The 26,400-nt window shown below is 64.2% G+C and carries 27 protein-coding genes and 1 pseudogene; 10 read left to right on the top strand and 18 right to left on the bottom strand.

The genetic code is table 11. The features are described 5' to 3' along the window. Positions 1 to 10 precede the first annotated feature (10 nt). Positions 11 to 553: a DinB family protein gene (locus V6M87_RS19905; RefSeq protein ID WP_332878402.1), complete on the top strand. Its 543-nt coding sequence runs from the start codon at positions 11 to 13 to the stop codon at positions 551 to 553. Here the strand turns inward: V6M87_RS19905 and V6M87_RS19910 are convergent. The 6 genes from V6M87_RS19910 to V6M87_RS19935 form a co-directional block, all read right to left on the bottom strand. Further along, positions 545 to 1,951 (bottom strand): PepSY-associated TM helix domain-containing protein, encoded by a 1,407-nt coding sequence (locus V6M87_RS19910; protein WP_332878403.1) that lies wholly within the window; start codon positions 1,949 to 1,951, stop codon positions 545 to 547. The two genes, V6M87_RS19905 and V6M87_RS19910, sit on opposite strands and share 9 nt — an antisense overlap. Then, positions 1,951 to 4,032, bottom strand: coding sequence for a TonB-dependent receptor (locus V6M87_RS19915; protein WP_332878404.1), 2,082 nt, complete (start codon positions 4,030 to 4,032; stop codon positions 1,951 to 1,953). The genes V6M87_RS19910 and V6M87_RS19915 overlap by 1 nt, the downstream gene beginning before the upstream one ends. 165 nt (positions 4,033 to 4,197) lie before the next feature. Then, on the bottom strand, positions 4,198 to 4,602 hold the full coding sequence (locus V6M87_RS19920) for a DUF2946 domain-containing protein (RefSeq protein ID WP_332878405.1): 405 nt from the start codon (positions 4,600 to 4,602) through the stop codon (positions 4,198 to 4,200). 34 nt (positions 4,603 to 4,636) lie between these two features. Further along, positions 4,637 to 5,125, bottom strand: a complete 489-nt coding sequence (locus tag V6M87_RS19925; protein WP_332878406.1) for a DUF1579 domain-containing protein — start codon at positions 5,123 to 5,125, stop codon at positions 4,637 to 4,639. A 228-nt stretch (positions 5,126 to 5,353) separates the two neighbouring features. Further along, a complete protein-coding gene (locus tag V6M87_RS19930) occupies positions 5,354 to 5,731 on the bottom strand; it encodes a VOC family protein (RefSeq protein WP_332878407.1) in 378 nt (125 codons plus the stop codon). A gap of 96 nt (positions 5,732 to 5,827) precedes the next feature. After that, positions 5,828 to 6,283, bottom strand: coding sequence for a hypothetical protein (locus V6M87_RS19935; protein WP_332878408.1), 456 nt, complete (start codon positions 6,281 to 6,283; stop codon positions 5,828 to 5,830). 222 nt (positions 6,284 to 6,505) lie between these two features. On the opposite strand from V6M87_RS19935, the gene V6M87_RS19940 reads away from it, so the two are divergent. Then, on the top strand, positions 6,506 to 7,855 hold the full coding sequence (locus V6M87_RS19940; protein WP_332878409.1) for a tetratricopeptide repeat protein: 1,350 nt from the start codon (positions 6,506 to 6,508) through the stop codon (positions 7,853 to 7,855). Positions 7,856 to 7,864: 9 nt separating this feature from the next. On the opposite strand, the gene V6M87_RS19945 is transcribed toward V6M87_RS19940, so the two are convergent. After that, positions 7,865 to 8,848, bottom strand: coding sequence for a GlxA family transcriptional regulator (locus V6M87_RS19945; protein ID WP_332878410.1), 984 nt, complete (start codon positions 8,846 to 8,848; stop codon positions 7,865 to 7,867). Further along, a complete protein-coding gene (locus V6M87_RS19950; RefSeq protein WP_332878411.1) occupies positions 8,848 to 9,405 on the bottom strand; it encodes an isochorismatase family protein in 558 nt (185 codons plus the stop codon). The genes V6M87_RS19945 and V6M87_RS19950 overlap by 1 nt, the downstream gene beginning before the upstream one ends. Positions 9,406 to 9,630: 225 nt before the next feature. Between V6M87_RS19950 and V6M87_RS19955 the strand changes: the two genes are divergently transcribed. Then, entirely contained in the window at positions 9,631 to 10,767 is a 1,137-nt protein-coding gene (locus V6M87_RS19955) for an alkene reductase (RefSeq protein ID WP_332878412.1), read from the top strand. On the opposite strand, the gene V6M87_RS19960 is transcribed toward V6M87_RS19955, so the two are convergent. From V6M87_RS19960 to pqqA, 7 genes are read right to left on the bottom strand one after another with little or no spacing between them, the layout of a single operon-like run. After that, the gene (locus V6M87_RS19960; RefSeq protein ID WP_332878413.1) at positions 10,764 to 12,545 is read right to left on the bottom strand and encodes an amidohydrolase; all 1,782 of its coding nucleotides are present in this window, start codon (positions 12,543 to 12,545) and stop codon (positions 10,764 to 10,766) included. The genes V6M87_RS19955 and V6M87_RS19960 overlap by 4 nt on opposite strands. Before the next feature lie 21 nt (positions 12,546 to 12,566). Then, positions 12,567 to 13,127, bottom strand: a complete 561-nt coding sequence (locus V6M87_RS19965) for a glutathione peroxidase (protein ID WP_332878414.1) — start codon at positions 13,125 to 13,127, stop codon at positions 12,567 to 12,569. A 32-nt stretch (positions 13,128 to 13,159) separates the two neighbouring features. Next, positions 13,160 to 14,314 (bottom strand): pyrroloquinoline quinone biosynthesis protein PqqE, encoded by a 1,155-nt coding sequence (pqqE, locus tag V6M87_RS19970; RefSeq protein WP_332878415.1) that lies wholly within the window; start codon positions 14,312 to 14,314, stop codon positions 13,160 to 13,162. Continuing rightward, on the bottom strand, positions 14,314 to 14,574 hold the full coding sequence (gene pqqD / locus V6M87_RS19975) for a pyrroloquinoline quinone biosynthesis peptide chaperone PqqD (RefSeq protein ID WP_332878416.1): 261 nt from the start codon (positions 14,572 to 14,574) through the stop codon (positions 14,314 to 14,316). Before pqqD ends, pqqE begins: the two co-directional genes overlap by 1 nt. Beyond that, complete coding sequence (gene pqqC, locus V6M87_RS19980; protein WP_332878417.1) at positions 14,571 to 15,284, bottom strand: pyrroloquinoline-quinone synthase PqqC; 714 nt, start codon at positions 15,282 to 15,284, stop codon at positions 14,571 to 14,573. Before pqqC ends, pqqD begins: the two co-directional genes overlap by 4 nt. Continuing rightward, positions 15,281 to 16,225: a pyrroloquinoline quinone biosynthesis protein PqqB gene (pqqB, locus tag V6M87_RS19985; protein WP_332878418.1), complete on the bottom strand. Its 945-nt coding sequence runs from the start codon at positions 16,223 to 16,225 to the stop codon at positions 15,281 to 15,283. The genes pqqC and pqqB overlap by 4 nt, the downstream gene beginning before the upstream one ends. A 34-nt stretch (positions 16,226 to 16,259) precedes the next feature. Then, a complete protein-coding gene (gene pqqA / locus V6M87_RS27285) occupies positions 16,260 to 16,334 on the bottom strand; it encodes a pyrroloquinoline quinone precursor peptide PqqA (protein ID WP_442920621.1) in 75 nt (24 codons plus the stop codon). Positions 16,335 to 16,625: 291 nt separating this feature from the next. On the opposite strand from pqqA, the gene V6M87_RS19990 reads away from it, so the two are divergent. Next, positions 16,626 to 17,705, top strand: coding sequence for a porin (locus V6M87_RS19990; RefSeq protein ID WP_332878419.1), 1,080 nt, complete (start codon positions 16,626 to 16,628; stop codon positions 17,703 to 17,705). Here V6M87_RS19990 and V6M87_RS19995 read toward each other — a convergent pair whose 3' ends face one another. After that, positions 17,706 to 19,352, bottom strand: a complete 1,647-nt coding sequence (locus V6M87_RS19995; RefSeq protein ID WP_332878420.1) for a long-chain fatty acid--CoA ligase — start codon at positions 19,350 to 19,352, stop codon at positions 17,706 to 17,708. Between the two features lie 117 nt (positions 19,353 to 19,469). Between V6M87_RS19995 and V6M87_RS20000 the strand changes: the two genes are divergently transcribed. Continuing rightward, positions 19,470 to 19,928, top strand: coding sequence for a PaaI family thioesterase (locus tag V6M87_RS20000; protein ID WP_332878421.1), 459 nt, complete (start codon positions 19,470 to 19,472; stop codon positions 19,926 to 19,928). A 218-nt stretch (positions 19,929 to 20,146) separates the two neighbouring features. Here V6M87_RS20000 and V6M87_RS20005 read toward each other — a convergent pair whose 3' ends face one another. Beyond that, complete coding sequence (locus tag V6M87_RS20005; protein ID WP_332878422.1) at positions 20,147 to 20,632, bottom strand: nuclear transport factor 2 family protein; 486 nt, start codon at positions 20,630 to 20,632, stop codon at positions 20,147 to 20,149. Positions 20,633 to 20,855: 223 nt separating this feature from the next. On the opposite strand from V6M87_RS20005, the pseudogene V6M87_RS27290 reads away from it, so the two are divergent. Next, positions 20,856 to 20,990 (top strand): annotated as a pseudogene (locus tag V6M87_RS27290) (IS110 family transposase); the annotation flags it as partial. A 1,027-nt stretch (positions 20,991 to 22,017) separates the two neighbouring features. On the opposite strand, the gene V6M87_RS20015 reads toward V6M87_RS27290, so the two are convergent. After that, entirely contained in the window at positions 22,018 to 22,824 is an 807-nt protein-coding gene (locus tag V6M87_RS20015) for an IclR family transcriptional regulator (protein ID WP_332878423.1), read from the bottom strand. 259 nt (positions 22,825 to 23,083) lie between these two features. On the opposite strand from V6M87_RS20015, the gene V6M87_RS20020 reads away from it, so the two are divergent. Genes V6M87_RS20020 through V6M87_RS20035 form a run of 4 tightly spaced genes read left to right on the top strand, consistent with a single transcriptional unit; the run spans position 23,084 to position 26,387 of the window. Next, positions 23,084 to 23,947, top strand: coding sequence for a branched-chain amino acid ABC transporter permease (locus V6M87_RS20020; protein ID WP_332878424.1), 864 nt, complete (start codon positions 23,084 to 23,086; stop codon positions 23,945 to 23,947). Further along, entirely contained in the window at positions 23,947 to 24,942 is a 996-nt protein-coding gene (locus V6M87_RS20025) for a branched-chain amino acid ABC transporter permease (protein ID WP_332878425.1), read from the top strand. The genes V6M87_RS20020 and V6M87_RS20025 overlap by 1 nt, the downstream gene beginning before the upstream one ends. Beyond that, the gene (locus V6M87_RS20030; RefSeq protein WP_332878426.1) at positions 24,929 to 25,693 is read left to right on the top strand and encodes an ABC transporter ATP-binding protein; all 765 of its coding nucleotides are present in this window, start codon (positions 24,929 to 24,931) and stop codon (positions 25,691 to 25,693) included. Before V6M87_RS20025 ends, V6M87_RS20030 begins: the two co-directional genes overlap by 14 nt. Beyond that, the gene (locus V6M87_RS20035; protein WP_332878427.1) at positions 25,680 to 26,387 is read left to right on the top strand and encodes an ABC transporter ATP-binding protein; all 708 of its coding nucleotides are present in this window, start codon (positions 25,680 to 25,682) and stop codon (positions 26,385 to 26,387) included. The genes V6M87_RS20030 and V6M87_RS20035 overlap by 14 nt, the downstream gene beginning before the upstream one ends. The last annotated feature ends 13 nt before the right edge of the window (positions 26,388 to 26,400 follow it).

Here is a 26,400-nt window from a genome sequence, read left to right on the forward strand (position 1 = left end):
ACACCAACTTATGAGCCTGTGTGACCAGTTCGTGCGCATGGCCGCGTATAACGAATTCATGAACGAAAAGTTATATGGCCTGGCTGCGCAGCTTGCACCGGAAGCGCTGTTCGCCGACCGCAAGGCCTATTTCGGCTCGCTGTTTGCGACGCTGAACCACCTGGTGGTGGCCGACACGATCTGGCTGAAACGCTTTTGCGCCCACCCGGCGCGCCAACCGGCGCTCGATGCGCTGCGCGCCACCCCCGCGCCCACCGCCTTGACCACGGCGCAGGCAGCCGACCTGGCCAGCCTGCTGGCGCTGCGCCGGGAACTGGACCGCACCATCGTGCAGTGGGCCGCGCAGCTGGACGACACCGGCCTCGCACAGCCGCTCGTGTATGCCAACATGAAAGGCGTGGTGTCGAACAAGCGCTACGACAGTCTGATCCTGCACTTCTTCAATCACCAGACGCACCACCGGGGCCAGGCCACTACCCTGCTCGCGCAAAGCGGCATCGATACCGGCGTCACCGATCTGCTGCTGCTGGTCCCAAACGAAACGTCAGACTGACACTTCAGCGCGGCCGCCGCGCACGAGAAAGTACCAGTCCAGGGCCGCGATGAGCAGCAGCGAGGCGCCCACCAGCGGGAACAACAGGCCGCCGCAGAACAGCATGGCGAACACAGTGCGCATCGCCCGGCGCTCGACCGGCAGCGCAGGCACGCCCAGACTGCCGCGCGGCCTGCGCTTCCACCACATGATGCAGGCGCTAACACACAACAGCAAAATGGCAAGGCAGGTGACGACCAGCAGTGCCTGATTCGGCACGCCGAATTGCTGGCCGAGATGGACGTTGATGCCCCACTCCAGCCAGCGGCCCAGCGGCCCGTAGTCGGCATAGCGCATGTCGATCAGTGTCTTGCCGCTGTACTGGTCGAGGTGGATCACGCGTTGCTGCTGCAGGTCGTGCGGATAGACCGAGGCGCTGTAGGGTGCTCTCGGCCCGGTGGGCAGCAACACGGTGTAGCCTGGCGCGATGCCGAGGCGCGTAAACAGCAGGACGGCCTGGTCGAGGCTGAGCGCCCCTGGCGCCGCGCCGTGCTGAACTTGCCCCCCGTGCCCTTCGTGCCCCTCATGTGCCTGATGTCCCTCATGCCCGCTGGCGGGCGGCGGCGCCACCAGCGGCAGCCGCGCCTGCCCGAGCGACCAGGCGGTCGGGGTGGCATCGGCCAGGCGCTGCTGCGACATCGGCAACTGCACCCGCACGCCGGCCGGATAGCCGAAGTTCGAGCCGTTCGCCCACTGGTTCACTTGCGCGCCCCACAGCACCGACCAGGGCATGCCGGTCACGGCCAGGAAGGTCAGCATGGCGCCGACCAGCACGCCCGTGGTGGCATGCAGGTCGCGCCAGAATACCCGCTGGCGCGGCTGGCCACGCACCGACAGCACGCTGGCCTTGCCCGCGCGCGGCCACCACAGGTAAACGCCGGTGAGCACCAGCAGGATCGCCCAGCCGGCCGCCAGTTCGACCGCGCCGCGCGCGACCGGCCCGAAGTACTTCAGGCTGTGCAGCTTGCGCACGGTGGTCGCCACGCTGCCACCCTCCGGCAGCGTGCCCAACACGCGGGCGCGGCGCGGATCGACGTAGACCTGGAGTCGCCGGCCGTCCGCCAGCGCGATACCGACTGCGGCGGAAGCGGTCGGCGTCGACGGCGGCGTATAGCTGCGTACCTGGCCCGGATAGCCGGCCAGCGCTGCCGCCACCAGCACGCCGGGCGCGCGCACGGCCAGTGCGCTGGCGGGGACGAATCGCAGGTCGGCGTGAAAGTAATCGTCGATCTGATCCTTGAACACGAACACGCCACCGGTGACTGCCAGCCAGGCGAGCAAGGGCAGCACCAGCAGGCCGGCATAGAAATGCCAGCGCCACACGGCGCGGTAGAAACTGCCGGACGCGGACGCACCCATCAGAAGCGCAGGTTCAGGGTGGCGTAGGCGGCGCGGCCATCGGCCGGGGAGAACCCGGACGAGCCGCTGTCGTACCACGCGTAGACATACTGCCGGTCGGTCAGGTTCTTGAGCTGCAGGTTGACACTGAGCGCTTCCGACACCCGGTACTGTGCGCCGAGATTGAGCACGGCGTAATTACCAAAGCGTCCCAGGGCGTTGCTGCGGTCGATAAAATAGGCGCCCTGGCCATTGCCCCACGCCGACAGCTTGAGGCGCTCAGTGGCCTGCACGTCGATGCCGGCCGAGAACAGATTGTGCGGCACGTTTTCGATTTCCTTGCCCTGGGTTTGCGGCGCACCCGGGTCGGCGACGGTGATGGTGGCTTTCTGGTGCGAGTAGGATACCCACGCCACCGTCCGCACCAGCAATCTGGCGTTGAGCTGAGCGTCATAACCCCGGCGCAGCGTCTTGCCGACATTGCCGGAGCCGCCCGGGTCCGGCAAGCCATTCACGCCCAGTACGGTGGCCACTTCCCCGGAGGCGCGCTGCTCCCAATACGCCAGGCGGCAATCGAGCCCGGTCCATGGCGTCAGTTTCAGGCCGGTTTCCCAGCCATCGTTGATCGATGGCGCCAGGTTGCGCGCCTGGGTGCGGTAGGTATCGATGCCCGCGCCCACCTGGAAGGTGCGGCCCCAGTTGGCGTAGACGCTGGCCCGGGGCGCCAGGGCATACACGATACTGATCTTCGGTTGCCGGATCGGGCCGTAGTCGTGCGCCGGCGACTGCGTGCCGGTGAGACGGTCGCGCAAGTTGCCGTCAACCTGATCGATGCGGTAGGCGGGGATGATTTTCAGCGCCGGTAGCGGGCGGATCACGGCCTGCACATAGGCGCCGCGGGTTTGCAGATCGAAATCCCAGTCGCGGAACTGGCTGCTGCGCACCCGGTTCACGGTGCGATAGCGCTGGTTGACATTGTCCTGCCACTGCGCGTCGAAGCCGCCTTCCAGTGTGAATTCATGGACCAGGCTGGTGCTCGGCCGCCAGGTCAGCGAGGTGATGAAGCCATGCTGCTGCTCATCGCTGTCACGCTCCTGCTGGACCCCGGCGGCCGAAAAGCGCACCCAGCGCTCGTTGCGGTAGCTGTTCGCATACAGTTTTCCCGACCACGACAGTGCATCGGACAGTTCACCGTCAATATGGGCGCTGAGCTGGCCCGTCTCGCGCTCACCCTGGTCGGCCGCCGCGTAAGACGGCGAGCTGCGCGGGGCCGCGCTGGCCTGCTGGTAGGTCAGATAGCCCGATTCCAGCGCCGCGTTGCGGTAGTAGCGGGCGATCGCGCCGGCGCGCCAACGGCGGTCGTCGCTGGCGTAGAACCACTTGCCGGACAGGGCCAGTTTACGGGCCTCGGCATGGTCGCGGTAACCGTCCGAGTCGCGCCACGACAGTCCATAGTTCTGGCGCCAGTTGCCCTGTTCAATCCCTTTCACCAGTTCCAGCTCTTTGGTGCCGAAACTGCCCACGGTCAGACTGGCCCGGCCTTCGTTGCCACCGATATGGGTGCGCACATTGGCATTGCCGGCGATGTTCTGTAAACCGTAGCGCGGATCGTTGGTGCCGCGCACAATTTCGATTGCCTCTATATCGAGTGGAAACACCGCATCGAGAAAGGGCATGCCGCCCGCGTTGTCGTTGCTTGGTATGCCATCGATGAGCAGCTTGACGGCGTTAATCCGGCCTTCGCCATTGAAACCACGGAACGAGAAGCGGCCGGCGTCGGTACCTTGCTTGAACTGGGTCACCTGCACGCCCGGTGCGCGCGCCAGCAGTTCCCAGCTGTAGTCGACATGCTGATCCTCGACGAGCTCGGCGCCCAGGATGTCGACCGAACCGGAGACGCTGCGGGTTGAGAGCGGGCCGGTCGCCTTGCCGTAGACGTGGACCGTGCCCATGGTCAGCGCCGGGTCGGCTGCATCGGCACTGGCAGCGGTCTGTGCCTGTGCCGGCGCCGCGAACGCGGCAGCCAGTGCTGCCGCCAGCAGCAGTGGCGCCGGCGCGGCGCGGTTGAGGATGGACGGGCGTGGAAAATGAGGGTGTTTCATGGTGCGCTTTCGCTGGATACAAGGTGATACATGATGGTCTTGACTCGCGTCTGCCCCATCGGGCACGTGCACTGTGCACAAGCACGTGCCAGCGTGCCCGATGGCGGGCGCAGACGGAAGTGACGAGGGAGGTCGAAGCAGCGCAAGGCGCGGCCCCCGGGACGATCAAGCCAGCGCGGGCGGGCCGCGCGGATTGCACGGGGTCCAGGAAAACAGTGGCGTGGATGACTGGTAGAACAGGTCGGGCCAGGTCGCCGTCAGCGAGGGCAGCGCAAAAACGGCGCGCGCGCCAGGCGGAAGCATCAGCATGCTGCCCTGGGTTGCGCAATACGGACAGTGTTCGAAGCTGTGGAGATCGATGCCGGAGGGCGCCTTGTGGGCCGCGACCTGCGCGGTGTCAGGAGACTTGAAACCGGACAGCGAACGGTCAGCCGTGCAAATTTCCATGGTCAGCGCCGACTGCTGCGTCGCAGCCATCGCGTGCGAAATCGTGGGCGCCAATGCACTGAACAGGACGCCCAGCATGGCGATCCAGATGAGCGCCACCTGACGTTTGAAAAAATAGTGCATCCCTCGATTATAACGCGCCCGAAAACAGCATGGGTCAGTCCAGGCGCTGAAATTCCATCGTCCAGTTGGTTTCCCACGTCGCGCCGCCGTCGTTGGAAAACGCCTGCTCCCAGCGCGGATGCGACCCGGGCGGCGCGGTCCAGGTAAAGCGCACCTTGATGGGCGCACCGTCGAACAGGTCGTCGGCCAAAAAAATGCCGGTGTGGCCGGAAAACTTGCCAACCACGGGGACATCGAGCATGCCCGGGTTACGGCCGTCGAGCCACCAGATCGACCAGGTGCCGGATGCGCGGCAGAAGGAACGCAAAGCCACCGCGCGAAAACTGCCTTCAGGGAAATGGAGAAGATTGTCTTCCAGGTTACCGAAGCCGCCCAGGGTCGGGACGGTCGACGACAAGCCCTCGAACTCGGTCCACGCGTCGCACTGTACCAGGCGCGCGTTCAGGCGGCGATGCCTGACACGCCAGTCGCCCACAATAAAATCGAAATCGCCGGGGGCATCGGGCGCGCGCGCTAAAGGCATGCAGTGTCTCCTTGTGATGCGGCCGCGATTGGCCGCAATGGCAAGGTTACACCGGCTTCAAGCCGCCGTCCACAGTGCCACGCTGTCCCCCGGCAGCCTGCTGCAGTTGCGCGATCAGCGACCGATGCGGCGCGACGAACAGGCCCGCCATCGACAGGCGGCGGTCAGCACAAGGCCGCAGCCTGATCCGGCCCGATGGGCTCGAGCGTACGCAAAGCCGCTTGCTTTTCAAGGGCCAGCATTGATGACCGCTTCAATACGGTAGCCGTCGGGATCGACCATGAACGCGGCATAGTAGCTGTCGCCGTAGTCCGGGCGCAGCCCCGGCGCCCCGTTGCAGCGCCCGCCGTGGCGCAGCGCGGCAGTGTGGAACTGGTCGACCTGGGCCGGCTCGCGCGCCGCAAACGCCAGATGAAAACCGTCGCCAGGGACGATCACCGGGCTGGCCAGCTTCAGGCACAGCTTGTCGCCGCCGCCCGGGTAACCGTAGCCCACCGCCTCGTCGTCAGCGAACACCTGGGTGTAGCCGAGCGGTGCGAGTACCGCGTCGTAAAAGGTCGACGCGCGGTGCAGGTCGGCGACGCCGATGGACAAGTGATGCAGCATGGATTTCCTTGATATTGGTCGGGCCAGGCTTGGCCGCGACATTCTAAGGCAAGGCCGTCCGAACGGCACGTAATGGCCATGCCACGGACGATGACGTCAGAGTTCGCGCTCCGGCAACGGAAACTCGAAACTGAGCGTTTTGACACGGATGATCGTCCCCTGCGCCGTGTTCCAGTCCTTGCTGTAATCGGATTTGTCGGTCAGGCCGTCGACAACGACCGTGATCTCGGACGGGTGCCCGCATTTTAACAAGGCCAACAGCGACGCGAAGCGCTCGGCCGACTGGTGTACCTCGATGACACAGTGCGGCTTTCCTTTCGACACGGCATACTGGACCGAGCCGAGCGGCGCCGCCGCCACTTCATCGGCACCGCGCTTCCAGATCGTCATGTTCCAGCCCGCCTTGCTGATGACCGAGAAATCCGACGCGTAGATGGTCGGACCGTCAGTGAGGACCAGCTGCAGCGTGATGAAGGGCGCGGTTTCCACCTCTTCGTCCTGGCGCAACACATGGTAGTTCTGCCTGCTTTCAAAATACAGAACTGTGTCCATTTTGTCCCCTGTTGAATAATGATCCTGCAATCTATTGGCTCCACGGAAAACAAGCAGGAGAGTTACGTCTGCGCATCTTTTTTTGCGGCGCAAGGTGATGCGCCGCCGCGACTGGCTATACTGCGCCTTTGCGCAAACTGCGCGCATTGCGCCGGCCCATCCTACCATGCGATTTGTACCTCTTCTGCCGACCCTGGCGAGCGACGCCGCAGGCCCCGCCACATGAGCGACCTGCCCGCCTTCGACGCACCGTTCCACCAGGGCGTACGCCTGATGCTTGCGGGCGACCGCGCCGGCGCGCAGGCCGCTTTTCGCGCCACGCTTGCGCTGGCGCCGCAGCTGGTCGCCGCACAGATCAATCTGGGCCTGCTGCTCAGGGAAGACGGTTGCCTTGACGAAGCCGAGCACCACTACCGCGCCGCGCTCGCGGTCGACCCCGGGCACTATCAGGCGCATCTGCACCTGGGCGTGCTGCTGGCGGCGAGCAAACGGTTTGCGGAAGCGGAGCACGCCTACCGGCAGGCGCTCGCAATCGATCCCGAAGCGCCCGCGGCGTGGTCGAACCTGGGCGTGCTGCTGGCCTGCCTGCAGCGCGAAGTCGAGGCGGAAACCTGCTACGCAACGGCGCTGGCCCTTGCACCGGATTATCGGAATGCCCGCTTCAACCTGGCCTACCTGATGCTGCGCCAGGGCCGCTTCGCCGAAGGCTGGGCCGCGTTCGAAGCGCGCGACTGGTATGCGCGCCTGGCCAGCCATTTCGCCTTCCCGCGCTGGCAAGGTGAAGCGCTGCACGGCAAACGACTGATGATCGGTTTCGAAGCCGGACATGGCGACATGATCCAGTTCTGCCGCTACGCCAGCGTCGCCAAAACGCTCGGTGCGGCGCACATCACCATCGTCTGCCATCCTGGCCTGAAAACGCTGTTCACGCGCCTGGCCGGCGTCGACACGGTGTTTGGCTTCGACGAGGATGTTGCGCGAACGGGCTGGGACTACTGGACCGCGCCACTCAGTTTCCCTCTGCTGTGCGGCACCCTGATCGACACCATCCCGGCGCGCCTGCCCTACCTGGCAGCCGATCCTGTCAAGGCGGCCCGCCTCGCGCCCCTGCTCGACGGTGCGCTGCGGGTTGGGCTGGCATGGCAAGGCAACCCGCGCTTCGAGAACGACGCCGACCGCTCGCTGGCGTCGCTGGCCATCCTGGCGCCCCTGTTCGACATCGGCGGCGTCAACTTTTTCAGCCTGCAAAAGGACAGCGTGGAAACGCACCCGGCGCTCACCAGCCTGGCGCAGCATATCGGCGACTTCGACGACACCGCGGCCCTGATCGCCAATCTCGACCTGGTCATCGCGGTTGACACCGCCGTGGCCCACCTGGCCGGCGCCATGGGCAAGCCATGCTGGCTGCTGCTGCCTGACTACCGCACCGACTGGCGCTGGCTGACACAGCGCACCGACTCGCCCTGGTACCCCGGCATGCGCCTGTTCCGCCAGGCGCGCGGCGGCGCCTGGCCGGCCGTCATCGACGAGGTCAAGGCTGCGCTGCAGCTGCTGCCCAAGGCGCGCGGGTAAAAGCGCCGGTCAAGCCGGGCTGCGGCTGTCCGACGGCGCCAGCGTCTCGAATTTGTGCCACACGCGGCGCATGTGGCGCGCCGAACCGAAACCGGCGCGCGCCGCGACTGCCTCCATGTCGAGCGACGATTGCGCAATCAGTTCGCGCGCCACGGCCACGCGCAGCCGGTGCAGGTAGTCGAGCGGGCTGGCGCCGGCGTGCTCGTGGAACAGGCGCGCCAGATGGCGGGTGCTGGTGCAGGCCACCTGCGCCATCTGTGCCACGCTCCACGGGCGCACCGGATCGGCGGCCAGCGCGTCCTGGACCCGGTGCAAGGCTGGATGCAGGTGATTGCGCCCGCTGAGCCAGGCCGACAATTGCGGATCGGTGCCGCTCCTGCGCATGTAGACCACCATATTGCGCGCCACTGCGCAGGCGGCGCGCGGCCCGGCCAGGCTGGCCAGCACGCTCAGCATCAGGTCGATGCCTGCGGTAATGCCTGCACTGGTGCTCACGCCGCCATCGGTCACATATAAACGGTTTTCCAGCACCCGTGGGCGCGGCGCCGCGCGCCGCAAGTCGTCGCACAGGGCGTAATGGGTGGTGCACTCGCGCCCGTCCAGCAAGCCGGCGCGCGCGGCGATCAAGGCGCCCGAGCAGATGCACAGCACGCGGGCGCGGGCGCCGGCGCCCGCCACGACCCGCTGCAACCAGTCGACGACCGTTGCGCTGGCAGTATCGAAGGCCCGCCGCGCTTGCGCGCCGACGCGCCCCGCGACGCCGACCAGCACCACGATCGCGCCGTCCGGCAACACCTCGGGTAGCGCCGCAATGCCGGCCAGCGGCAAGCCGATCGAGGTCGCCACCTGGTCGTTTGGACCGACGTAAGCGAGCGCGAATTGCGGCGCGCTGCCATCGCCCAGCTGCGATGCGATGCGCAGCACTTCGGCCGGCCCGGCCAGGTCCAGCATGAGGGTGTTCGGCAACAGCACGAACAGGACCGGGATCGGCATCAGTCTGCGCGATCCAGACTTGCCAGCGCCTGTGCCACGGTGACGATGCGCGCGAAGCGCTGTTCCAGTACCAGTTCGGTGCGCTCGCGGATCTCCTGCGCGCTGTAGGTACGGCCGCTACGCGCATGGGTCATGGGGAAGGTCAAGGTTGCCTCGGTGACGAAATCGACGCCAAAGCCGGTGTCGGATGCGTAGCGGGTCGTGGTTTCGCAGCGCTGCTCGGTGCGGATGCCGCTGACGATCAGGCGACGAATGCCCTGCCCCGTCAGCCATGCGGCCAGGTCGGTGCCGGCGAAGGCGCTGTGATGCTGCTTGTGGATGGTAACGCCAGGCGCAATCGTCAACCCGTCCAGGGTGCGCACGTGGCCGGATGCCGTGGCAAACGGCCCCTGCGCCCCGGTATGAAAAATCTGTACGACCGGCACGCCGCGCGCAGCACAGCCGTCGATCAGCGCCTGCTGGCTGGCCAGGTACTGCGGCAGGTCCGATTCGGACCAATAAGGGGCGTGGCGGAATGATTCCTGGACATCGATCACGATCAGGGCGGTAGTGTGCATGGTGTGGCTTTCCTTTGGTGGCTGGATGAAAGAAGACCCTATGATGCAGCAGTTCCGCAGCCGGCAACAGGCGCAATGCAGACCGTTAGCGGACCGATCGGGACATTGTAGACCAAGCGCCAGGCCGCCCTGCAAGTGCTGGTCACATGCGCCACTGTATCGGGCATCGCGTTTCCTTTATGCTGAGCACATGGCCAACCCGGCCGAATGCAAACCAGGACCTTCATGACCCAACTTTTCGCCCCATTCCAGCTCGCCGCCACCACGCTCCAGAACCGCATCGTGATGGCGCCGCTGACCCGCTCGCGCGCACCGGCCGACATCGCCAACGAGACCGTCGCGCTGTACTACACGCAGCGCGCCACTGCTGGCCTGATCGTCAGCGAAGGCACGCCCATCTCACGCGAAGGCCAGGGCTATCTGTTCAACCCGGGCATCTACACACCGCAACAGATTGCCGGCTGGCGCCTGACCACGCAGTCGGTGCACGCCGTCGGGGCGCGCATGTTCGCGCAGATCTGGCACGTCGGTCGCGTTTCGCACACCTCGATCCAGGAAAATGGCAAAGCACCGGTCAGCGCCAGCAGCAAGACGGCACAAGGCGCGACCGCGTTCGGCCACGATGAAAACGGCAAGCCGGCGCTGGTGCCTGCCAGCGCGCCGCGCCAGCTCACAACAACCGAAGTCGCACGGGTGGTGCAGGATTTTGCCGCGGCCGCCGGCAACGCCATCGACGCGGGTTTCGACGGCGTCGAAATCCATGGTGCGAATGGCTACCTGCTGGAGCAATTCCTGAACCCGCTGGTGAACGACCGTACCGACCACTACGCGGCCGACACGATGGACAAGCGCCTGCGCTTTGCGTTGGAAGTCGTCGATGCAGTGGTGGCCAAGGTCGGTCGTGAGCGCGTCGGCATCCGGCTCTCTCCGTACGGGCAGCTGTTCGACATGCCGCACTACGACGACATCGCCGCCACCTACACGGCACTGGCAGCAGCGCTGGGCGAGCGCGGCATCGCCTACGTGCACGTCATGGACCAATCCGGCTACGGCACCAGTCGCGGCGCAGCGGGCGACTCGGTGTCCGACCAGATCCACCGGCTGCTCCGCGCATTCCGCCCGCTCCTGCCGCAGACCAAGCTGATCCTGGCCGGCGGCATGACGCGCGAACGTGCAGAACACCTGATCGCCGACGGCGTCATCGACCTGGCGGCGTTCGGCCAACCGTTCATTTCGAATCCGGACCTGGTGGCGCGTTTGAAGAATGGCTGGCCGCTGGCCGCGCCGGACCGCACCACCTACTACGGCGGCGACGCGCACGGCTACATCGACTATCCGCCGTACCAGGCAACACCTGGCTAGCGTAGCGCGGCGGCCTGGTACACGACCTTGCCGCCCACGACAGTCTGCAGCACCTGGATGTTGGCGATGTCCTCGGCCGGAATCGTCAGGAAGTTCCGGTCGATGACGATGAAATCGGCCAGCTTGCCCACCTCCAGCGACCCGGTCAGCCGCTCCTGGCGCAGCGTGTACGCCGCATGCATGGTGATCGCGCGTAGCACGGCCGCGCGCGGCATGCCCGGCTGCGCGGTCAGCGTGCCGGCATATTCCTTGCCGGCGTCCGGCGCGGCGGTACGCGTCACGCCCACCTTCAGCGCAAACCACGCGTTCAAAGGATCGACCGGCCAGTCGCTGCCGTAAGCGATGCGCGCGCCGGCGTCCAGCAGCAGCGACTGCGGCTCGACGATGGCGTAGCGCGCCGGCCCCAGGTAGTCCTTCAGCGCGCCCACCGTATCGGGCGCCGGCTTGGCCCACTGGAACGACAACACCGGCGTCACGTCGAGCCGGGCGAAACGCACAAAATCAGCAGGATCGACGATCTCGTCATGCGCCAGCGCCGGCCGCACGCGCTTGCCGGCCGGGGTGGCGCGCAGGGTCTCGATGGCGTCGAGCGATGCGCGCACGGCGCGGTCGCCGTCGACGTGGATGTGCGGATCGATGCGCGCCTTCGCCAGCAGGGCCAGCGTGGTGTTCAGCGCGGCTTGCGTGAAATAGGTAGCAGGCCCACGGTTGGCGCCGGGCTGCCAATCGGGCTGCTCCGCGCTACCTTTATTTTCCAGGTAGGGCTGCAGCATGGCGCCCGTAAAAGCCGGCGCGGCGATGACGCCATCCATGAACAGCTTGGCGTGGCGCACCTGCATCGACGGCGCGGCCCGGGTCGGCCCCTGGTCAAACTGCTTTTGCTGCTTCAGTAAAGCGGCAACGGCCTGCTGCGGTGTCGCCCCCTTGTCCAGGTCGATCAGCACACCGAAGTGCGCGCGCGCGGTCAGCTTGCCCTGGCGCTGCAAGGTCGTGAACGCGGTCATCGTCTCGGGGTCGGTCCAGGCGTCAAGGAAGGTCGTGATGCCCTGCTCACGCATGGCCGCCAGCGCCTTGCCGGAGGCGGCCAGGTTCTCGGCCACCGTCAACGGCGGCAGCAAATTCATCGCCAGGTCCTGGGCCGCGTCTTCGAGCAGGCCAGTGGCCTGCCCCGCCGCATCGCGCACGATCTTGCCGCCGGCCGGGTCAGGGGTAGCAGCCCCGATCCCGGCGCTCGCGATGCCATTCGTGTTGAGCAGCGCCGAATGCCCGAACGATGAGCGCACGATGATGGGGCGCTGGGTTTCCAAGGTATCGAGCGTGGCGGCGCTGGTGGCCACGCCGTCCGGCTGCATCCCTTGCTGGAACCAGTTGACCACCACCATCCAGCGCGCCGGATCCTTGTTTGCATCCTGGTCCAGGCACGCCTGGATACGGGCTTGAAACTGCGGCACCGTCAGCGGCAGGTAATCGAGGCTGCAATTGAGCAGGCGGCTGCCACCCGATTGCGGGTGCATGTGCGCGTCGATCAGGCCCGGCATCAGCATGCGGCCGTGCAGGTCGATGACGCGCGTGCCCTTGCCGGCCAGTCTGGCGGCGCCGGCATCGTCCCCGACATACACGATGCGCCCGGCCCGCACAGCCAGCGCCTGGTGTACGCTGTCGCGGGCATCGACCGTGTAAATGATACCGTTGCGATACAGCGCGTCGGCCGGCGGCGCGGCCACCGCACCGCTTGCGCAGGCCAGCAGCGAGGCGGCCAGCAAAAAACCTCTCGTCATGGTGGTTTTCTGCTTGATTGGTCAGCGTTCGGGCTGCGCCAGCGCTGCGTTGATCGCCGCTACCAGCTGCGGATCGTCCGGCGTGACATCGGGATTAAAGCGTGCCACGACCTCACCGGCGCGATTGACGAGGAATTTTTCGAAATTCCACAACACGTCGGCAGTGTTCTCGCGCTGCATGCCGTAGTTCTCCAGCTTCTTGGCAAACGCGCCGTCGTGCGTATCGATGGCGACCGGCTGGGCGCTTGTGAGCGCCTGGTACAGCGCGTGCGTCGCCGGACCCTTGACCACCAGCTTCTGGGCCAGCGGGAACGACACGCCATAATTAAGCGAACAAAATGACGAGATTTCTTCGTTGCTGCCCGGTTCCTGCGCGCCGAATTCGTTGGCCGGAAAACCGATCACGACCAGGCCCGCGGCGTGCTTCTCGGTGAACAGCTTTTCCAGACCTTCGTATTGCGGCGTCAGGCCACACTTCGATGCGACGTTGACCAGCAGGCGCACCTGGCCCGCATACGCGGCCAAACTGGTTTGCGTGCCATCCATGCCGGTGAACGGGACTTGCTCGATTGCTGTACTCATCTTGCCTCCATTGATTGATCGCGTGTATTCGGTTAAAGCGGCAGCGTCACTGTATCCTGTCCGGCCAGGCTGCGCGAGTTCGCATTGGTGCGAAACACGATCGGCTGCTCGATCACCTGCGCGCTGGCAGAGCCTGGCTGGCTGGCAAAGCGTATCACCTGGTCGATCTTGTCACGGTTGGGCGACTTTGAACATACCGGGTCGGTGGCCGCAGCGTCGCCCGCCAGCATGAACGCCTGGCAGCGGCAGCCACCCAGGTCGCGCGCTTTTTCGTCGCAGCTGCGGCACGGTTCCTGCATCCAGTCGTCGCCGCGGTAGGCGTTGAAGGCGGGGCTGTCGCGCCAGATCTCGCCCAGCGCCATCTCGCGCACGTTCGGCAAATTCAGTCCCGGCAGGTCGCGCGCATTGTGACACGGCAGCGCCACCCCATCGGGCGCCACGCCCAGGAACACGGCGCCCCAGCCGCTCATGCAGGCTTTCGGGCGATCCTCGAAATAATCGGGCACCACGAACAGCAGTTTGCAGGCGTCGCCGATGCGCGCGCGGTAGTCGGCCACCACGCGCTCGGCCTCGCGCACCTGCGCCAAGGTCGGCATCAACTGGGCGCGGTTCTTCATCGCCCAGCCGTAGTACTGGGTATTGGCCAGTTCCAGGTACTCGGCGCCCAGCGCCAGCGCCATCTCGATGATCTTGTCCACGTGCGGCAGGTTGTAGCGATGCAGCACACAGTTCAGCACCATCGGGTAGTCGTACTGCTTGATCAGCTTTGCCACTTTCAGCTTCAGGTCGAAGGTCCTGGTGCTGCTCAAAAAATCGTTCAGCTCTTTGGTCGAATCCTGGAACGACAGCTGGATGTGGTCCAGGCCGGCGTTCTTCAGCGCGCCGATGCGCGCTTCGTTCAGGCCCACGCCGGACGTGATCAGGTTGCTGTAAAAGCCGAGGCGGCGGGCTTCCGCCACCAGTTCTTCAAGGTCGTCGCGCACCAGGGGCTCGCCGCCCGAGAAGCCGAGTTGCACAGCGCCGAGCGCGCGCGCTTCGCGCATCACGCGCACCCATTCACCGGTGCTCAATTCATTTTTCACGCCGTCGTAATGCAGCGGGTTGTAGCAGAACGCACAGTGCAGCGGGCACTGGTAAGTGAGCTCGGCGAGCAGCCAGTACGGCGGCGCAACAGGCGTGGGCGTCATCACACGATCCATTTCTGCTGGACTGCATGTTCCAGCAAGCCTTCGATGTCGGCGCGCAGGCCGCTGGCCTGGAATTTCTCCTCCAGAGTCGCGACGATCTGGTCGACCGTGGTGGCGCCATCGCAGCATTTCAAAATTTCGCCGGCGCTGGTATTGAGCTTGACCATGCCTTCCGGGTACAGCAGCACATACGCTTGCTGGACCTCTTCATACTGGAGGCGAAAGTGGCGGCCGATGGCCGGGGTGGCGGGGATGGTCATGCGGGATACGCCTTGTCGATCGCATCGAGCATGGCCCACAGGATGTCGAGCTTGAATTTCAGGATGCCCAGCGCGTGCTCCTGCTGCGCGCGGGTCGTAAAATAAGCGAGCGTCACGGCCAGGCCGTGTTCGACATCGCGCTGCGCCAGCGGGATGCGGGTGCGAAAGTAGGTCAGGCCCTGCTCCTCCACCCACGGATACTGGCTCGGCCAGCCAGCCAGCCGGTCCTTGTGGATCTGCGGCGCGAACATCTCGGTCAGCGACGAACAGACGGCTTCCTGCCACGGCGAGCGGCGCGCAAAATCGACGTAGGCGTCGCAGGCAAAGCGCACCGCCGGCACCACGTGCTGCAGCGACCAGAGTTCGGCGCGCGCGATGCCGGCCGCTTCGCCCAGCTGGGTCCACGCCTCCATGCCGCCCTGCGCGTCGCCCTGGTAATCGTCGTAGCCGTCATGGTCGAGGATGCGCGCGATCCACAGCCGGCGCGTGGCGCGGTCGTCGCAATTCGAGAGGATGGCCGCATCCTTTTTCGGGATGATGAACTGGTAGTAGAACCGGTTCGCAATCCAGCCGCGAATTTGGGCTGGCGAGCATGCTCCCGCGTTCATGCGCAGGTTGAACGGATGGTGGATGTGGTAGCGCTTGCCCATGGCGCGCAGCTGCTGCTCGAATTCGATGCGCGACCAGGGTTGGATGTCGGGTGTGCTCATACGCTGATGTCCATGCCGTCGAACGCGACCTCGATGCCGTGCGCCGCCAGCTCAGCGCGTTGCGGCGAGTCCTCGCGCAGGATCGGGTTGCTGTTGTTAATGTGGATGAGAATCTTGCGCCGCGCCGGCATGCGGTCGAGCAGCGCGATCATGCCGTCCGGGCCGGATTGGGCCAGGTGGCCCATCATGCGCGCGGTCTTTTTCGACAGGCCGAGCGTGATCATTTCGTCGTCGCTCCAGCAGGTGCCGTCGACCAGCAGCACATCGGCTTGCCGCATCGCCGCTTCCACCGCCTCGGTCACCTGGCCCAGGCCCGGCGCATAGAACACGCGCGCGCCGCTGGCGCTGTCCTGCAGCATCAGACCGATGTTGTCGCCCGGGTGCGGGTCGTCGCGGTGCGGAGAATATGGCGGTGCCTTGCTCAGCAAAGGCACCGCCAGGAAGGTGGTATTGGCCAGCGGCGCAATGGTCAGCGCAGCGCCATCGATGGCGAGCGGATGCGCGTCGACACCGCAGTAATGCCCCAGCACGCGGGTGATCGGCAAGGCGTGCGCCAGATCTGCCAGCACCTGCGCGCTTGCGTACAACGGCAAGGGGCTGCCACGTTCGCGCAGCATCAGCAAACCGGTGACGTGGTCGATCTGCGCGTCCATCAACAGCACCGCCGCAATGCCGCTGTCGCGCACCAGGCGGGCGGGCTGCAAGGCCGGGTTGGCGCGGATTTGCACCAGGATGTCGGGAGATGCGTTGATCAATACCCAGTCGACGCCGTCGTCGCTGACGGCGATGGACGATTGGGTACGGCTGACGGCGTTGATGGTGCCATGACGCACGCCGTCACAATTAAAGCAGTTGCAGTTCCATTGCGGGAAACCGCCACCTGCCGCTGAACCGAGAACGCGAATTTTCACTGCAGATGCCTTTCGGGAAGCAAGTGCCATCGGCACTTGCCATCTTCAACATGAACCTTGGGAATCAACGGTTCGAGATGTACATCGTGATTTCGAAACCGAGGCGGACGTCGACTGCTTGCGGTGTTTGCCAGATCATGGGGGAACTCCTTCAATGTGGATAAATACGTCGGTGGCAGGCGAGAAAACCTGTGCTCTTATTGTGACGGAATTAACATTTATTTGCTGATCGCACGCAACGGGCGTGTGAGCCGGCGAACCAAGTGTGCAACATTTCCAGCAAATAATCGATAGTTGTTGACAGTATTGACAACAGAAAATACAGTTTCATTTTAACGACAGACGTTCCACTGAGAGAAACGCTGCGTTAATCAGGTGCATGTACGCCGGCCATTCTGGCCGCCGCATCCCGCCCAAGGAGACAGTTTCAATGAAAAAAAGCATCCTCACGCTGGCCGTTCTGAGTGCTGGTATGAACACCGCAATGGCCCAGTCGAATGTCACCATCTACGGCATCGTCGATGCCGGTATCACCCATGTCACCAACGACAGCGGCAACCGCACCACGGTCGAAGCCGGCCAGATGCAGGTGTCGCGCTGGGGCTTCAAGGGCCTCGAAGACCTGGGCGGCGGCGTCAAGGCCCGCTTCGGCCTGGAAGGCACCCTGCTCAACGACACCGGCGGCGCCGGCGTGGGCACCGGCACGCCGTCGAACACCAGCCTGTTCGACCGCGAAGCCACGGTCGGCCTGATCAGCAATTACGGCTCGATCGATATCGGCCGCCAGAACATTTTGGGCGTGCAGTCGGTCGGCATGGCCGATCCAATGGGCCTGGCCTTTGCCGCCACCAGCCCGAACGTGCTGTTCTCGGCGATGAACAACTCGGCCGTCTACGGCGCGTATGGCGCCAACAACGGCGGCACCGCGCTGCGCCAGAACAATTCGGTGCGCTACATCTCGCCGAACTGGAAAGGGCTGACCTTTGCGCTGATGCGCGCACTCGGCGAGCAGCCGGGGAATATCCAGAAAAGCTCCTACGCCGCTGTTTCGGCACTGTACGCAGAGGGACCGTTCTCGGTCGGTGGCGCCTACGCGCGCCTGAAGAACAACCTCGATTCCGACCTGCTTCACTCGCACGCATTCGGCATCAAGTACACCTGGCCGACGGTCGTGCTGAAATCGACCTATTCGCAGAACAAGCTCGACAGCACGCGCCGCAAGATCAGCGTGTTCGGCGTCGGCGCCGATTTTCCCGTCACGCCAGCCATTACGCTTACCGCCGCCTTTTACAACACCAAGCGCTCTGGTGACGCCAGCGACAAGTCGCAGCAACTGATCGGCATTGCCAAGTACGCGTTCAGCAAGCGCACCTCGGCCTACCTGTCGATCGGCCGCGCCACCACCGACACCGTCGTCACCGCCACCCAGATCAACCTGGCGCAGGGCTTCGTGGCGATCGGCAGCGACAAGGCGAACCGCGTCACCAGCGGCGTGATCCATTACTTTTAATTAGCCCAGCGGCGCGCGCTGCTCCAGCGCGCGCCACTGCACCTTGCCGGTCGCCGACTTGGGCAAGGTGCGACAGAATTCCACCACGCGCGGGCACTTGTAGGCGGCCATGTTGTCATGCGCCCAGTCGATGATGTCCTGCGCACTCACCTGCCCCATCCCATCCTTGAGCGCGACCACCGCTTTCACGCTCTCGCCGCGACGCGCATCGATGCACGCCACCACGCACACCTCGCGGATCGCCGGATGGCGGTACATCAGCGCCTCCACTTCGGCCGGCCAGACTTTATAGCCGGCCGCGTTGATCATCCGTTTGAGCCGGTCCACCATGAAAAAATAGCCGTCGTCGTCGACGCGGGCCAGGTCGCCGGTGCGCAGGTAACGCTTGCCGTCGAGGGTGACGAAGGCCTCGGCAGTGGCCGCTGGATTGTTCCAGTAGCCGCGCATGAGCTGCGGCCCGTGCACCACGATCTCCCCCACCAGACCGGGCGCCAGTTCGGTCAGCGCTTCGGGGTCGACCACGCGCGCATCGACATCCTGGATCGGGATGCCCAGGCACTGCCGCTTCGGCTTGTGCACCGGGTTGACGTGGGTCGGCGCGATGGTCTCCGACATGCCATAGCCCTCCACGTAGGGGATGCCGAGCAGGTCCTGCAGCTTGGCGGCGATTACATCCGGCATGGCGGCGCCGCCGCCGCTGATGCGCGTGAGGCTGGACAGATCGTAGAGGTCGATGCGCGGGCTCGATAGCAGGTCAACCACCATCGTCGAAATCAGCTGCACGGCGTTGACATGGTGCCGGCGGATCAATTCGGCCGCGGTATCGCGGTCCCAGCGCGCCATCAGCACAATGGTCGCGCCGCTGAAGATGGGCCCGTTCATCCCGCCCTGCATGCCGGTCACATGAAACAGCGGCAGCACCGACAGCGCGATCACATCCTGCTGTGCGCCGAACCACTGCACGCCGGCCAGCGCGTTGTACATGACACTGGCGTGCGTGTGCATGCAGCCTTTCGGGTGGCCGGTGGTGCCGGAGGTGTAGGGCATGACGCACAGGTCGCCGGGACCGGCCGTCATCGGCCCGGGCGCGGGCGCACAGGCGAGGATGTCAGACCAGAGGGCAACGCCGTCTCCGGTGATCCGTTCGCGCGGCGCGGCAACCTGCGCCGGCACGTTCAAGTCGGTCGGCACCGTGAGGTAGTCGGCATACGCCGCCACCACGATATGGCGCAGGCCAAGCTGCGTCACCTGGGGATACAAGTCCTGCGCGGTGATGATCGTGGTGGCGCCGGTGTCAGTAACGTAGTGGCGCAGTTCTTCGGCCAGGTTCATCGGGTTGACCGGCACCACCACCGCGTTGGCGCGCAGGATCGCATAGTAGGCCAGCATGAACTGCGGACTGTTTTGCAGATAGAGCAGCACGCGCTCGCCGGCCTGGACGCCGCAGGTACCTTGCAGATAGCCGGCCAGGCGCTCGGCCTGGTCGAAAAAGGCGGCGTAGCTGATCGGGGTGTCGTAGAAGATTGCCAGCGGCTTGTCCGGATAGCGGCGCGCCGCCACTTCCAGGTTGTAGAACAGGTTCGTTTGCGGAACCGTCAGGTGGTGTGGCACGCCAGGCGGCCAGGATGCGTGGTGGGGTGCAAGCATGAGAGCGCGCTCCAGTCGACTGCAATGCGAAACCGCGTTTTATTCTAGCAGCGATAATAGGGGCAGTAAATGCCAATTCCTTGACATATGCCGGCCGGGTGTTTTACTTTGCAAAACATGGACAATAAAATCGAATCGGATGATCCCGCGCTGCCGCCAGGCTTCGAGCGTCTGCGCCGCGGCGGGCCGTTCATGGCGGGTCTCGGACCGCTGTACTGCCGCCGCAGCGACGGGCACATCGTCATCGCGCTGCGCATCGACGCGCGCCACACGAATATGCGCGGTATCGCGCATGGCGGCATGCTGGCCACGCTAGCCGACGGCGCGCTCGGCATCGGTCTCACCTTGGCCTGCGACGACAAGCTGTCGTTCGTGACGGTCAACCTGAGTACCGATTTCGTTGCGGCGGCGCGGCCCGGCGATTGGGTCGAGGCGCATATCGACATCCAGCGCGTGGGCAAGCGGATGGCGTTCGCGAACTGCTATTTGCTGGTGGGGGAAGAACGGATCTTGCGGGCCAGCGGCGTGTTTGCGGTAATGGCGCCGCTGACCGCCGCGCAACTGGCGGCGGGGTAAGCACATTTTTGTCACTACCTGTAGCGGCTCGCCCTTGAAATGGGCGGTGCTCGCATGGACGCGTTTTACGGCGCAGATAAAGTGCAAACGACGGAAAGCCATCCTCACGCCGCCTGCAAATGAAAACCACGCCGATGCTGACAGGCCGCTTCCGACCCAGGCAGTGTAAAAACGCAAAAACGATGCAGAGCAGATATGGCGCCATCAGAGGCGCAGCGCTATTCCTCCAGGTAGATCGTCGCCTGTCGCAGCAGCAGTTTCCAAGTGCCCGACGCATCGCTCCAGATTTCCGTAGTACGGCGGCGCAACTGCTTGCCGGCCATCTTGGCATGGCCCTGGGGCTTGAGGCTTTCCTCCCCCATCAGCACGACCTGGTGTTCGCCCATGCGAGCCGCATATTCGACGGCGCGATCCAGGCTGGCGTAATCAATCAAGCCCGTTTTCAGGTTGGCGACTGCATCGCGCTTGCGGGCAATCTTGTTGTAGGGGTTGTTTACCACGGCCTCGTCGTCGAACATGCTCTCGAACACCGCCACGTTCTTGCCCAGAATCGCCTGGTCGAAGCGTTCGGTCGCTTTCAGGGCAGACGCAATTTTCGGAATCTTGACCGCCTGCTCTGCCTGCGGGGTTGTGGCTACCCACGCCGCATGCGCGGGCAGAACCAGGCTACACAACAGGATAAACAGCGCGTTCTGAGCTTGCATGGTCAGATTCCTCGTTGAGATGGCGGTTCAGACGGGTGGCAGCGCCGGCCCGGCCAGTCTGACCATCATACGCGCTTGGCACCGGCAGAGACGCCGCCGTTTGCAATTGGCGCAAGCGGCGCAAATCGTCCATTGAAGCAAATTTGCCGTGTGTTCTGAAGTAATATGGCGGCGCAAGCTTGTCCGGGCCGACTGCGTGAAGGCGTTGCCTGGACAAATCGACCCCGGTTGTGAAATTGGCATGGCAGCATGCAGCGGTGCCCATCACTGGGCCCGCCCGCTGCAGTCACACGGCTTTACGGTCAAACTGATTGCGCCCCATTTCGTCAACCGTACGTCATGAGTAATAAAACAGGTCGAACCGGCGCTGACAGAACCCGAGAATGTCTGAGGCGTCCAAGTCCGTCAAAACGGATATTCAGCTTTGTGTCGAGCCACCTATGATTTTTCCGCAGCATCAGCACAAAGCTTCTTGAACAACACTATGTCGAAATAGCCAACGTGCACCGTGCCAACTAAGGCAAGCACGACAATGCCTATAAATATCATCATCATATCTATTTATCATTTTTTAAAGGTACGGTTTTGGCCGAATCTCGCCGCTCGCTGCCCAGGGCAGCTGCGACCATTAACGAATGGTCATGCGTTGTCAACCGCCGAGCTTTGGCCCAACTTTGATTCTACTTTGCGAACTCGTGCACCTAATGCGACTACAGGCGTTTGTGACAAAAAAATGATGCCGATAGCGAATGCAAAAATTGCAAGCGTGGACATCTCGCCCTCAATGCGCTGACCCACCTAACTACCCCCAAGGCCCATCAAAAAAGCGCCCACCGCAATCATAAGTTTGGAAAACATGAAATCCCTATAGTGGTTATAGTCGACCAAGCAGTATAGTTTAGGCAACTAAGCTGTGTCGATATCGATTTGTGCGAATGACTGGTTTTGGATGAAAGCGGAAGTGGGCCGTGAGCCATTGCACCGGTCAGCTACACGCGTGCGAGGCCCCGCCATCGAGGCAATTTTCGTGTTTTATAAGGGTTGGTACAGCAATGGCAAGACATCATCGCCCGATTGTCCAGACCCAAACGAGATAATGTCCACGGCCTTCGGGTGCTTGCAGTTAACGCGAGTAAGTCACGACACAATGCGAGCCGACGCCGACGATTGCAAGCGCATTTGCCGATAGCGCGGGCGCCAGTTCATTTGCAGGTAATGCAAGCCGAAAACGGCATCGAACGCGAGTCCGTTCCTTTTTCAAACGCCGCCGTTACAATGCTCCGCAAAACCGTCACCCCGGCGAAAGTCGGGGCCGATACTGTGCTTGCGTTGATGCGGCGTTGGCGGCTTTCAGGACGTTGGCGGCAAGCGCGTTGCGCGCAATCTTACGACTCAAGCCGCTTCGCGATCTCGAGCAGGCGCGGCCTGGCCTCGTCCAGCAAGAACTGCTGCGACACGCTCGACGCCGGCCCGCCGCAGTTAATCGACATCAGCTGGCTGCCGCCGATCGGATAGAACCCCACCGCGATGCCATTCACGTCCTTTTGCCACTCGCCGAACGAGGTCGCGCAGCCGAACTGCTCGTAATCCTTCAAACCCTTGGCCAGTGCATCGCGCATGGCAGTGTAGGCCAGTTCGTCGAGCTCCTGGCTGCGGCTGAGGATCTCCTTGCGTTCCTGCTCGCCCGCCTTGACCAGGTAGGCGCGCCCGATCGCCGAGGCAGCCAGCGGCATGCGCGAGCCGACCTGCAGCGACAGCGACAACGCGGCCGTGCTGCGGCACACCTCGACGTAGATCATCGACAGGCGGTCGCGCACCGCGATCGACACCGTGGTGCCAGAAAAATCGGCCAGTTCCTGCATCATCGGGCGCGCCATCTGGCGGATATCCAGGCGCGCCAGCATCGAGCTGCCCAGCGCCAGCGTGGCGGTGCCAAGGGTGAACTTGCCGCCCGCCTCCACCTGCAGCAGATAGCCCAGGCGCGTGAGCGTGTAGGTAAACCGCGTGACGGTGGACTTGGGTAGGCCGCAGCGTTCGGCGATCTGCTGGTTCGACAGGCTTTTGTCCGCAGCACGGAAGCAGGCCAGCACTTCCAGCCCGCGCGCCAGCGCCGTGATGAAGTAGCGCTCCTCGTTGCTGCGCGCCAGATCGGCGGGCGCGGAGCCTTCCTGATTGATGTCGCTATCTTGCATAAATTACCTTATAGTCCATAAACACGGCGCCCCGCCACCAAGACGATCACGCGCGCAAATCGTTGCCGTGCACACCAAAATATCGTATTCTTTTTCCAAGTTCCATTTTACATGGCTTGGTTTTGCTTGGCAAAACCCATCTCAGGTCAAGGAGACGTCCCCACCGCGCACCATAAGCGTATTCGACAGGAAACACCGCGGCACAGACCGCTTCCACCGGATACAGGAAGTACCCATAAAAACCAATGGAGACAAGACCTTGGAACTTTTTTTTCAGCAGTTACTCAACGGGCTGACGCTGGGCGGCGTCTATAGCCTGGTGGCGCTTGGCCTCACCCTCGTCTACGGGATTTTGCACGTGCCCAATTTTGCGCATGGTGCGTTCTACATGGCCGGCGCCTTTGTCGCGTTTTACCTGATCAGCAGCCAGGGCCTGAATTACTGGGTGGCCATGGCTGGCGCCGCGGCGGCGGTCGCGCTCATCGCCGTGCTGTCCGAACGGCTGGTGTTCCACCCCCTGCGCAATGCGCCCTACCTGCACCACATGATCGCATCGATCGGCATCCTGCTGTTTCTCGAGTCCGGGGCGCAGGCACTGTGGGGCGCCGACTTCCACCGCCTGCAGACGCCCTACAACAACATCATCGAACTGGCTGGACTGACCCTGCCGGCCCAGCGCGTGCTGATCATCGTCGCCGCGTTCGTGCTGGTCGGATTGCTGCAACTGTTCCTGAAAAAAACCATCGTTGGTGCGACCATCGTGGCCATGGCGCAGAGCCGCGACGGCGCCGCGCTGGTCGGCATCGACGCCAACCGCGTGGCCATGCTGACGTTTGCCATCTCCGGCGCGCTGGCCGGCATGGCGGCGGTGTTGTATGCGCCGATCAACCTTGTCTACACCTCGATGGGCAGCCTGGTGATCACGAAGGCCTTCGTCATTATCGTCCTGGGCGGCATGGGCAGCGTGCCCGGCGCAATTGCCGGTGGCCTGATCATCGGCTTTGCCGAAGCGTTTGGCGCCTTTTATATTTCGACCGACTACAAGGACATCATCGCCTTCGTGCTGCTGGTGGTGATCCTGTCGTTCAAGCCCGAAGGCCTGTTCAGCAAGGGGGCGCGCTGATGCGGCTGTCCCCACAACTCGGCTGGAGCGCCCTGCTCCTGGGCGCGCTCGCCTTTCCTTACCTGGCCGGCAACGACTACCACCTGACCGTGATGTCGACCGCCTATATCTACGCCATCGCCACCGTCGGCCTGAACCTGATCACCGGTTACACCGGCCAGTTCAACCTGGCCCACAGCGGCTTCATGGCGGTGGGCGCCTACACGGTCGGCATCCTGACGGTGGACCATGGCTGGCCATTCTGGCCGGCGTTCGCGCTGTCCGGCGTGGTCGCTGCCATCCTTGGCCTGTTCGTCGGGCTGGTGTCGCTGCGCCTGAAAAGCCATTTCTTTTCGATCTTTACGCTGTGCGTCGGCTACATCATGTTCCTGCTGATCGAGAAATGGGAAAGCCTCACCCACGGCACGGTCGGCATCATCGGCATCCCGGCGCCGGGCGCCATCGGGCCTCTCGACTTTACCGAAGCGCGCCCGCTGTATTACCTGGTGCTGTTCTTCCTGGTGGCCAGCCTGTGGATCATGCACCGCATCGTCCACTCGCTGCTGGGTCGCACCTTCGTCGCGATCCGGAATGGCGACCACCTGGCAGAGGCGCTCGGCATCAACCTGATGCGCAATAAACTGCTGGCCTTCATGCTGTCGGTGTTCTTTGCCGGCCTGGCCGGCGGCCTGTACGCGGGCTATGTGCGCTTTCTCGGCCCAGGGATTGCCGGCGTCGAGCATACCTTCGACATGACCATGTACATGCTGGTCGGCGGCATTGGCACCCTGCTCGGGCCGTTGCTGGGCGCGATTGCCGTGCCGTGGCTGACGCAGTACCTTCAAGTGCTGCAGGATTATCGCTTCGTCGTCTTCGGGCCGCTGCTGGTGGTCCTGGTGATCTTCGTGCCGCACGGCGTGGTGGGGTCGTGGCTGCGCTGGCGCCGGCGCCGCGTGGCGCCAGCGAGCCCGGTGCCGGCAGCAAGCCAGGAAGGAGCGCGCCATGCTCGCGGTTAGCAAGCTCACGCGCCAGTTCGGCGGCCTGAAAGCCGTGAACGACGTCAGCATCGATTTCGAGCGGGGCGCGATCAATGCCATCATCGGCCCGAACGGCGCCGGCAAGACCACATTTTTTAATCTGATCAGCGGCGCACTGGCGCCCAGCTCGGGGCACATCGTCTTCAACGGCCAGGACGTGACGGGCCTGCGCGCCGACCAGGTGGCGCGCCTGGGCGTGGCGCGCACCTTCCAGAGCACCACGCTGTTCGACAGCGCCACGGTGCTGGACAACCTGATCGTCGGCCACCGCCTGCGCACGCGCGCCAATCTGGTGGACGTGATCCTGGGGACGCAAAGGCTGCGCGATGAGGAACGAATCTGCCGCGCCAAGGCGCGTGCGGCGCTCGACTTCGTGGGGCTGGCGCACCTCGAGCAGCGCATCGCCGGCGACATTTCGCAGGAAGAAAGGAAACGCGTCGCCTTCGCGCTGGCCCTGGCCACCGACCCGGTGCTGCTGCTGCTCGATGAGCCGGCCGGCGGCGTGAATCCCGAAGAAACCGCGGGTCTGGCCGCGCTGATCCGCAAGATGGCCGACAGCGGCCTGACCATCTGCCTGATCGAACACAAGATGGACATGATCATGAACCTGGCCGACAAGATCCTGGTGCTGAACTATGGTGAAAAGATCGCCGAAGGCACGCCTGCCGACATCCGCGCCAACCCGGCGGTCATCGAAGCCTACCTGGGGAGCGAACATGCTCACGCTTGAGAATGTATCGCTGTCGTACGGCAGCTTCCGGGCGCTCGACAAGGTCACCCTGCACGCGCGCGAAGGCGAACTGGTGGTGCTGCTCGGGTCGAACGGTGCCGGCAAAAGTTCGCTGTTTCTCACCATGAGCGGCTTGCACAAGGCCGCCGCCGGCAGCATCCGCTTTGGCGCGCAGGAACTCACGGGGCGCAAACCGTCGCAAATCGTCGCCGACGGGCTGGTGCACTGCCCAGAGGGCCGCAAACTGTTTCCCGGCATGTCGGTGCTGAAGAATTTGCTCCTGGGTGCCTACGTGCACCGGCGCGACCAGGCCGGCACCCGCCGCTCGCTCGAGGAAGTGTTTGCGTTGTTCCCCATCCTGGACGAAAAAAAGAACGATGCGGCCGGCTCGCTGTCCGGCGGCCAGCAGCAGATGGTGGCCCTGGCGCGCGCGCTGATGGGGCGACCGAAAGCGCTGCTGCTCGACGAACCGTCGCTGGGCCTGGCGCCGCTGGTGGTCAAGCAGATGTTCGAGATCATTGCGCGCATCAACCGGGCCGGCACCACGATCCTGCTGGCCGAACAGAATGCGTACGCGGCGCTGAACATCGCCAGCCGCGCCTACGTCCTCGAGCAGGGCCGCATCGTGCTTGAAGGCGGACGCGAAGAATTGCTGAACAATGCGCAGGTGCGCAGAGCATATATCGGGGCTTGACCTTTGGAGCGTA

The organism is Massilia sp. S19_KUP03_FR1 (genome assembly GCF_036688685.1).
Lineage (GTDB): Bacteria > Pseudomonadota > Gammaproteobacteria > Burkholderiales > Burkholderiaceae_D > JALYUM01.

Excerpts from the sequence above, each read along its gene's own strand:
- V6M87_RS19935 (WP_332878408.1), bottom strand. The coding sequence starts at position 6,283 with ATGGACACAGTTCTGTATTTTGAAAGCAGGCAGAACTACCATGTGTTG.
- pqqD (WP_332878416.1), bottom strand. The coding sequence starts at position 14,574 with ATGACCATCCCCGCCACCCCGGCCATCGGCCGCCACTTTCGCCTCCAG.
- V6M87_RS19955 (WP_332878412.1), top strand. The coding sequence starts at position 9,631 with ATGACCCAACTTTTCGCCCCATTCCAGCTCGCCGCCACCACGCTCCAG.
- V6M87_RS20035 (WP_332878427.1), top strand. The coding sequence starts at position 25,680 with ATGCTCACGCTTGAGAATGTATCGCTGTCGTACGGCAGCTTCCGGGCG.
- V6M87_RS20030 (WP_332878426.1), top strand. The coding sequence starts at position 24,929 with ATGCTCGCGGTTAGCAAGCTCACGCGCCAGTTCGGCGGCCTGAAAGCC.
- V6M87_RS20005 (WP_332878422.1), bottom strand. The coding sequence starts at position 20,632 with ATGCAAGCTCAGAACGCGCTGTTTATCCTGTTGTGTAGCCTGGTTCTG.
- V6M87_RS19965 (WP_332878414.1), bottom strand. The coding sequence starts at position 13,127 with ATGAGTACAGCAATCGAGCAAGTCCCGTTCACCGGCATGGATGGCACG.
- V6M87_RS19990 (WP_332878419.1), top strand. The coding sequence starts at position 16,626 with ATGAAAAAAAGCATCCTCACGCTGGCCGTTCTGAGTGCTGGTATGAAC.
- V6M87_RS19995 (WP_332878420.1), bottom strand. The coding sequence starts at position 19,352 with ATGCTTGCACCCCACCACGCATCCTGGCCGCCTGGCGTGCCACACCAC.
- pqqE (WP_332878415.1), bottom strand. The coding sequence starts at position 14,314 with ATGACGCCCACGCCTGTTGCGCCGCCGTACTGGCTGCTCGCCGAGCTC.
- pqqC (WP_332878417.1), bottom strand. The coding sequence starts at position 15,284 with ATGAGCACACCCGACATCCAACCCTGGTCGCGCATCGAATTCGAGCAG.
- pqqB (WP_332878418.1), bottom strand. The coding sequence starts at position 16,225 with ATGGCACTTGCTTCCCGAAAGGCATCTGCAGTGAAAATTCGCGTTCTC.
- V6M87_RS19945 (WP_332878410.1), bottom strand. The coding sequence starts at position 8,848 with ATGCCGATCCCGGTCCTGTTCGTGCTGTTGCCGAACACCCTCATGCTG.
- V6M87_RS20000 (WP_332878421.1), top strand. The coding sequence starts at position 19,470 with ATGGACAATAAAATCGAATCGGATGATCCCGCGCTGCCGCCAGGCTTC.
- V6M87_RS20025 (WP_332878425.1), top strand. The coding sequence starts at position 23,947 with ATGCGGCTGTCCCCACAACTCGGCTGGAGCGCCCTGCTCCTGGGCGCG.
- V6M87_RS19940 (WP_332878409.1), top strand. The coding sequence starts at position 6,506 with ATGAGCGACCTGCCCGCCTTCGACGCACCGTTCCACCAGGGCGTACGC.
- V6M87_RS19960 (WP_332878413.1), bottom strand. The coding sequence starts at position 12,545 with ATGACGAGAGGTTTTTTGCTGGCCGCCTCGCTGCTGGCCTGCGCAAGC.
- V6M87_RS19930 (WP_332878407.1), bottom strand. The coding sequence starts at position 5,731 with ATGCTGCATCACTTGTCCATCGGCGTCGCCGACCTGCACCGCGCGTCG.
- V6M87_RS20015 (WP_332878423.1), bottom strand. The coding sequence starts at position 22,824 with ATGCAAGATAGCGACATCAATCAGGAAGGCTCCGCGCCCGCCGATCTG.
- V6M87_RS19950 (WP_332878411.1), bottom strand. The coding sequence starts at position 9,405 with ATGCACACTACCGCCCTGATCGTGATCGATGTCCAGGAATCATTCCGC.
- V6M87_RS19925 (WP_332878406.1), bottom strand. The coding sequence starts at position 5,125 with ATGCCTTTAGCGCGCGCGCCCGATGCCCCCGGCGATTTCGATTTTATT.
- V6M87_RS19905 (WP_332878402.1), top strand. The coding sequence starts at position 11 with ATGAGCCTGTGTGACCAGTTCGTGCGCATGGCCGCGTATAACGAATTC.
- V6M87_RS19915 (WP_332878404.1), bottom strand. The coding sequence starts at position 4,032 with ATGAAACACCCTCATTTTCCACGCCCGTCCATCCTCAACCGCGCCGCG.
- V6M87_RS19920 (WP_332878405.1), bottom strand. The coding sequence starts at position 4,602 with ATGCACTATTTTTTCAAACGTCAGGTGGCGCTCATCTGGATCGCCATG.
- V6M87_RS19910 (WP_332878403.1), bottom strand. The coding sequence starts at position 1,951 with ATGGGTGCGTCCGCGTCCGGCAGTTTCTACCGCGCCGTGTGGCGCTGG.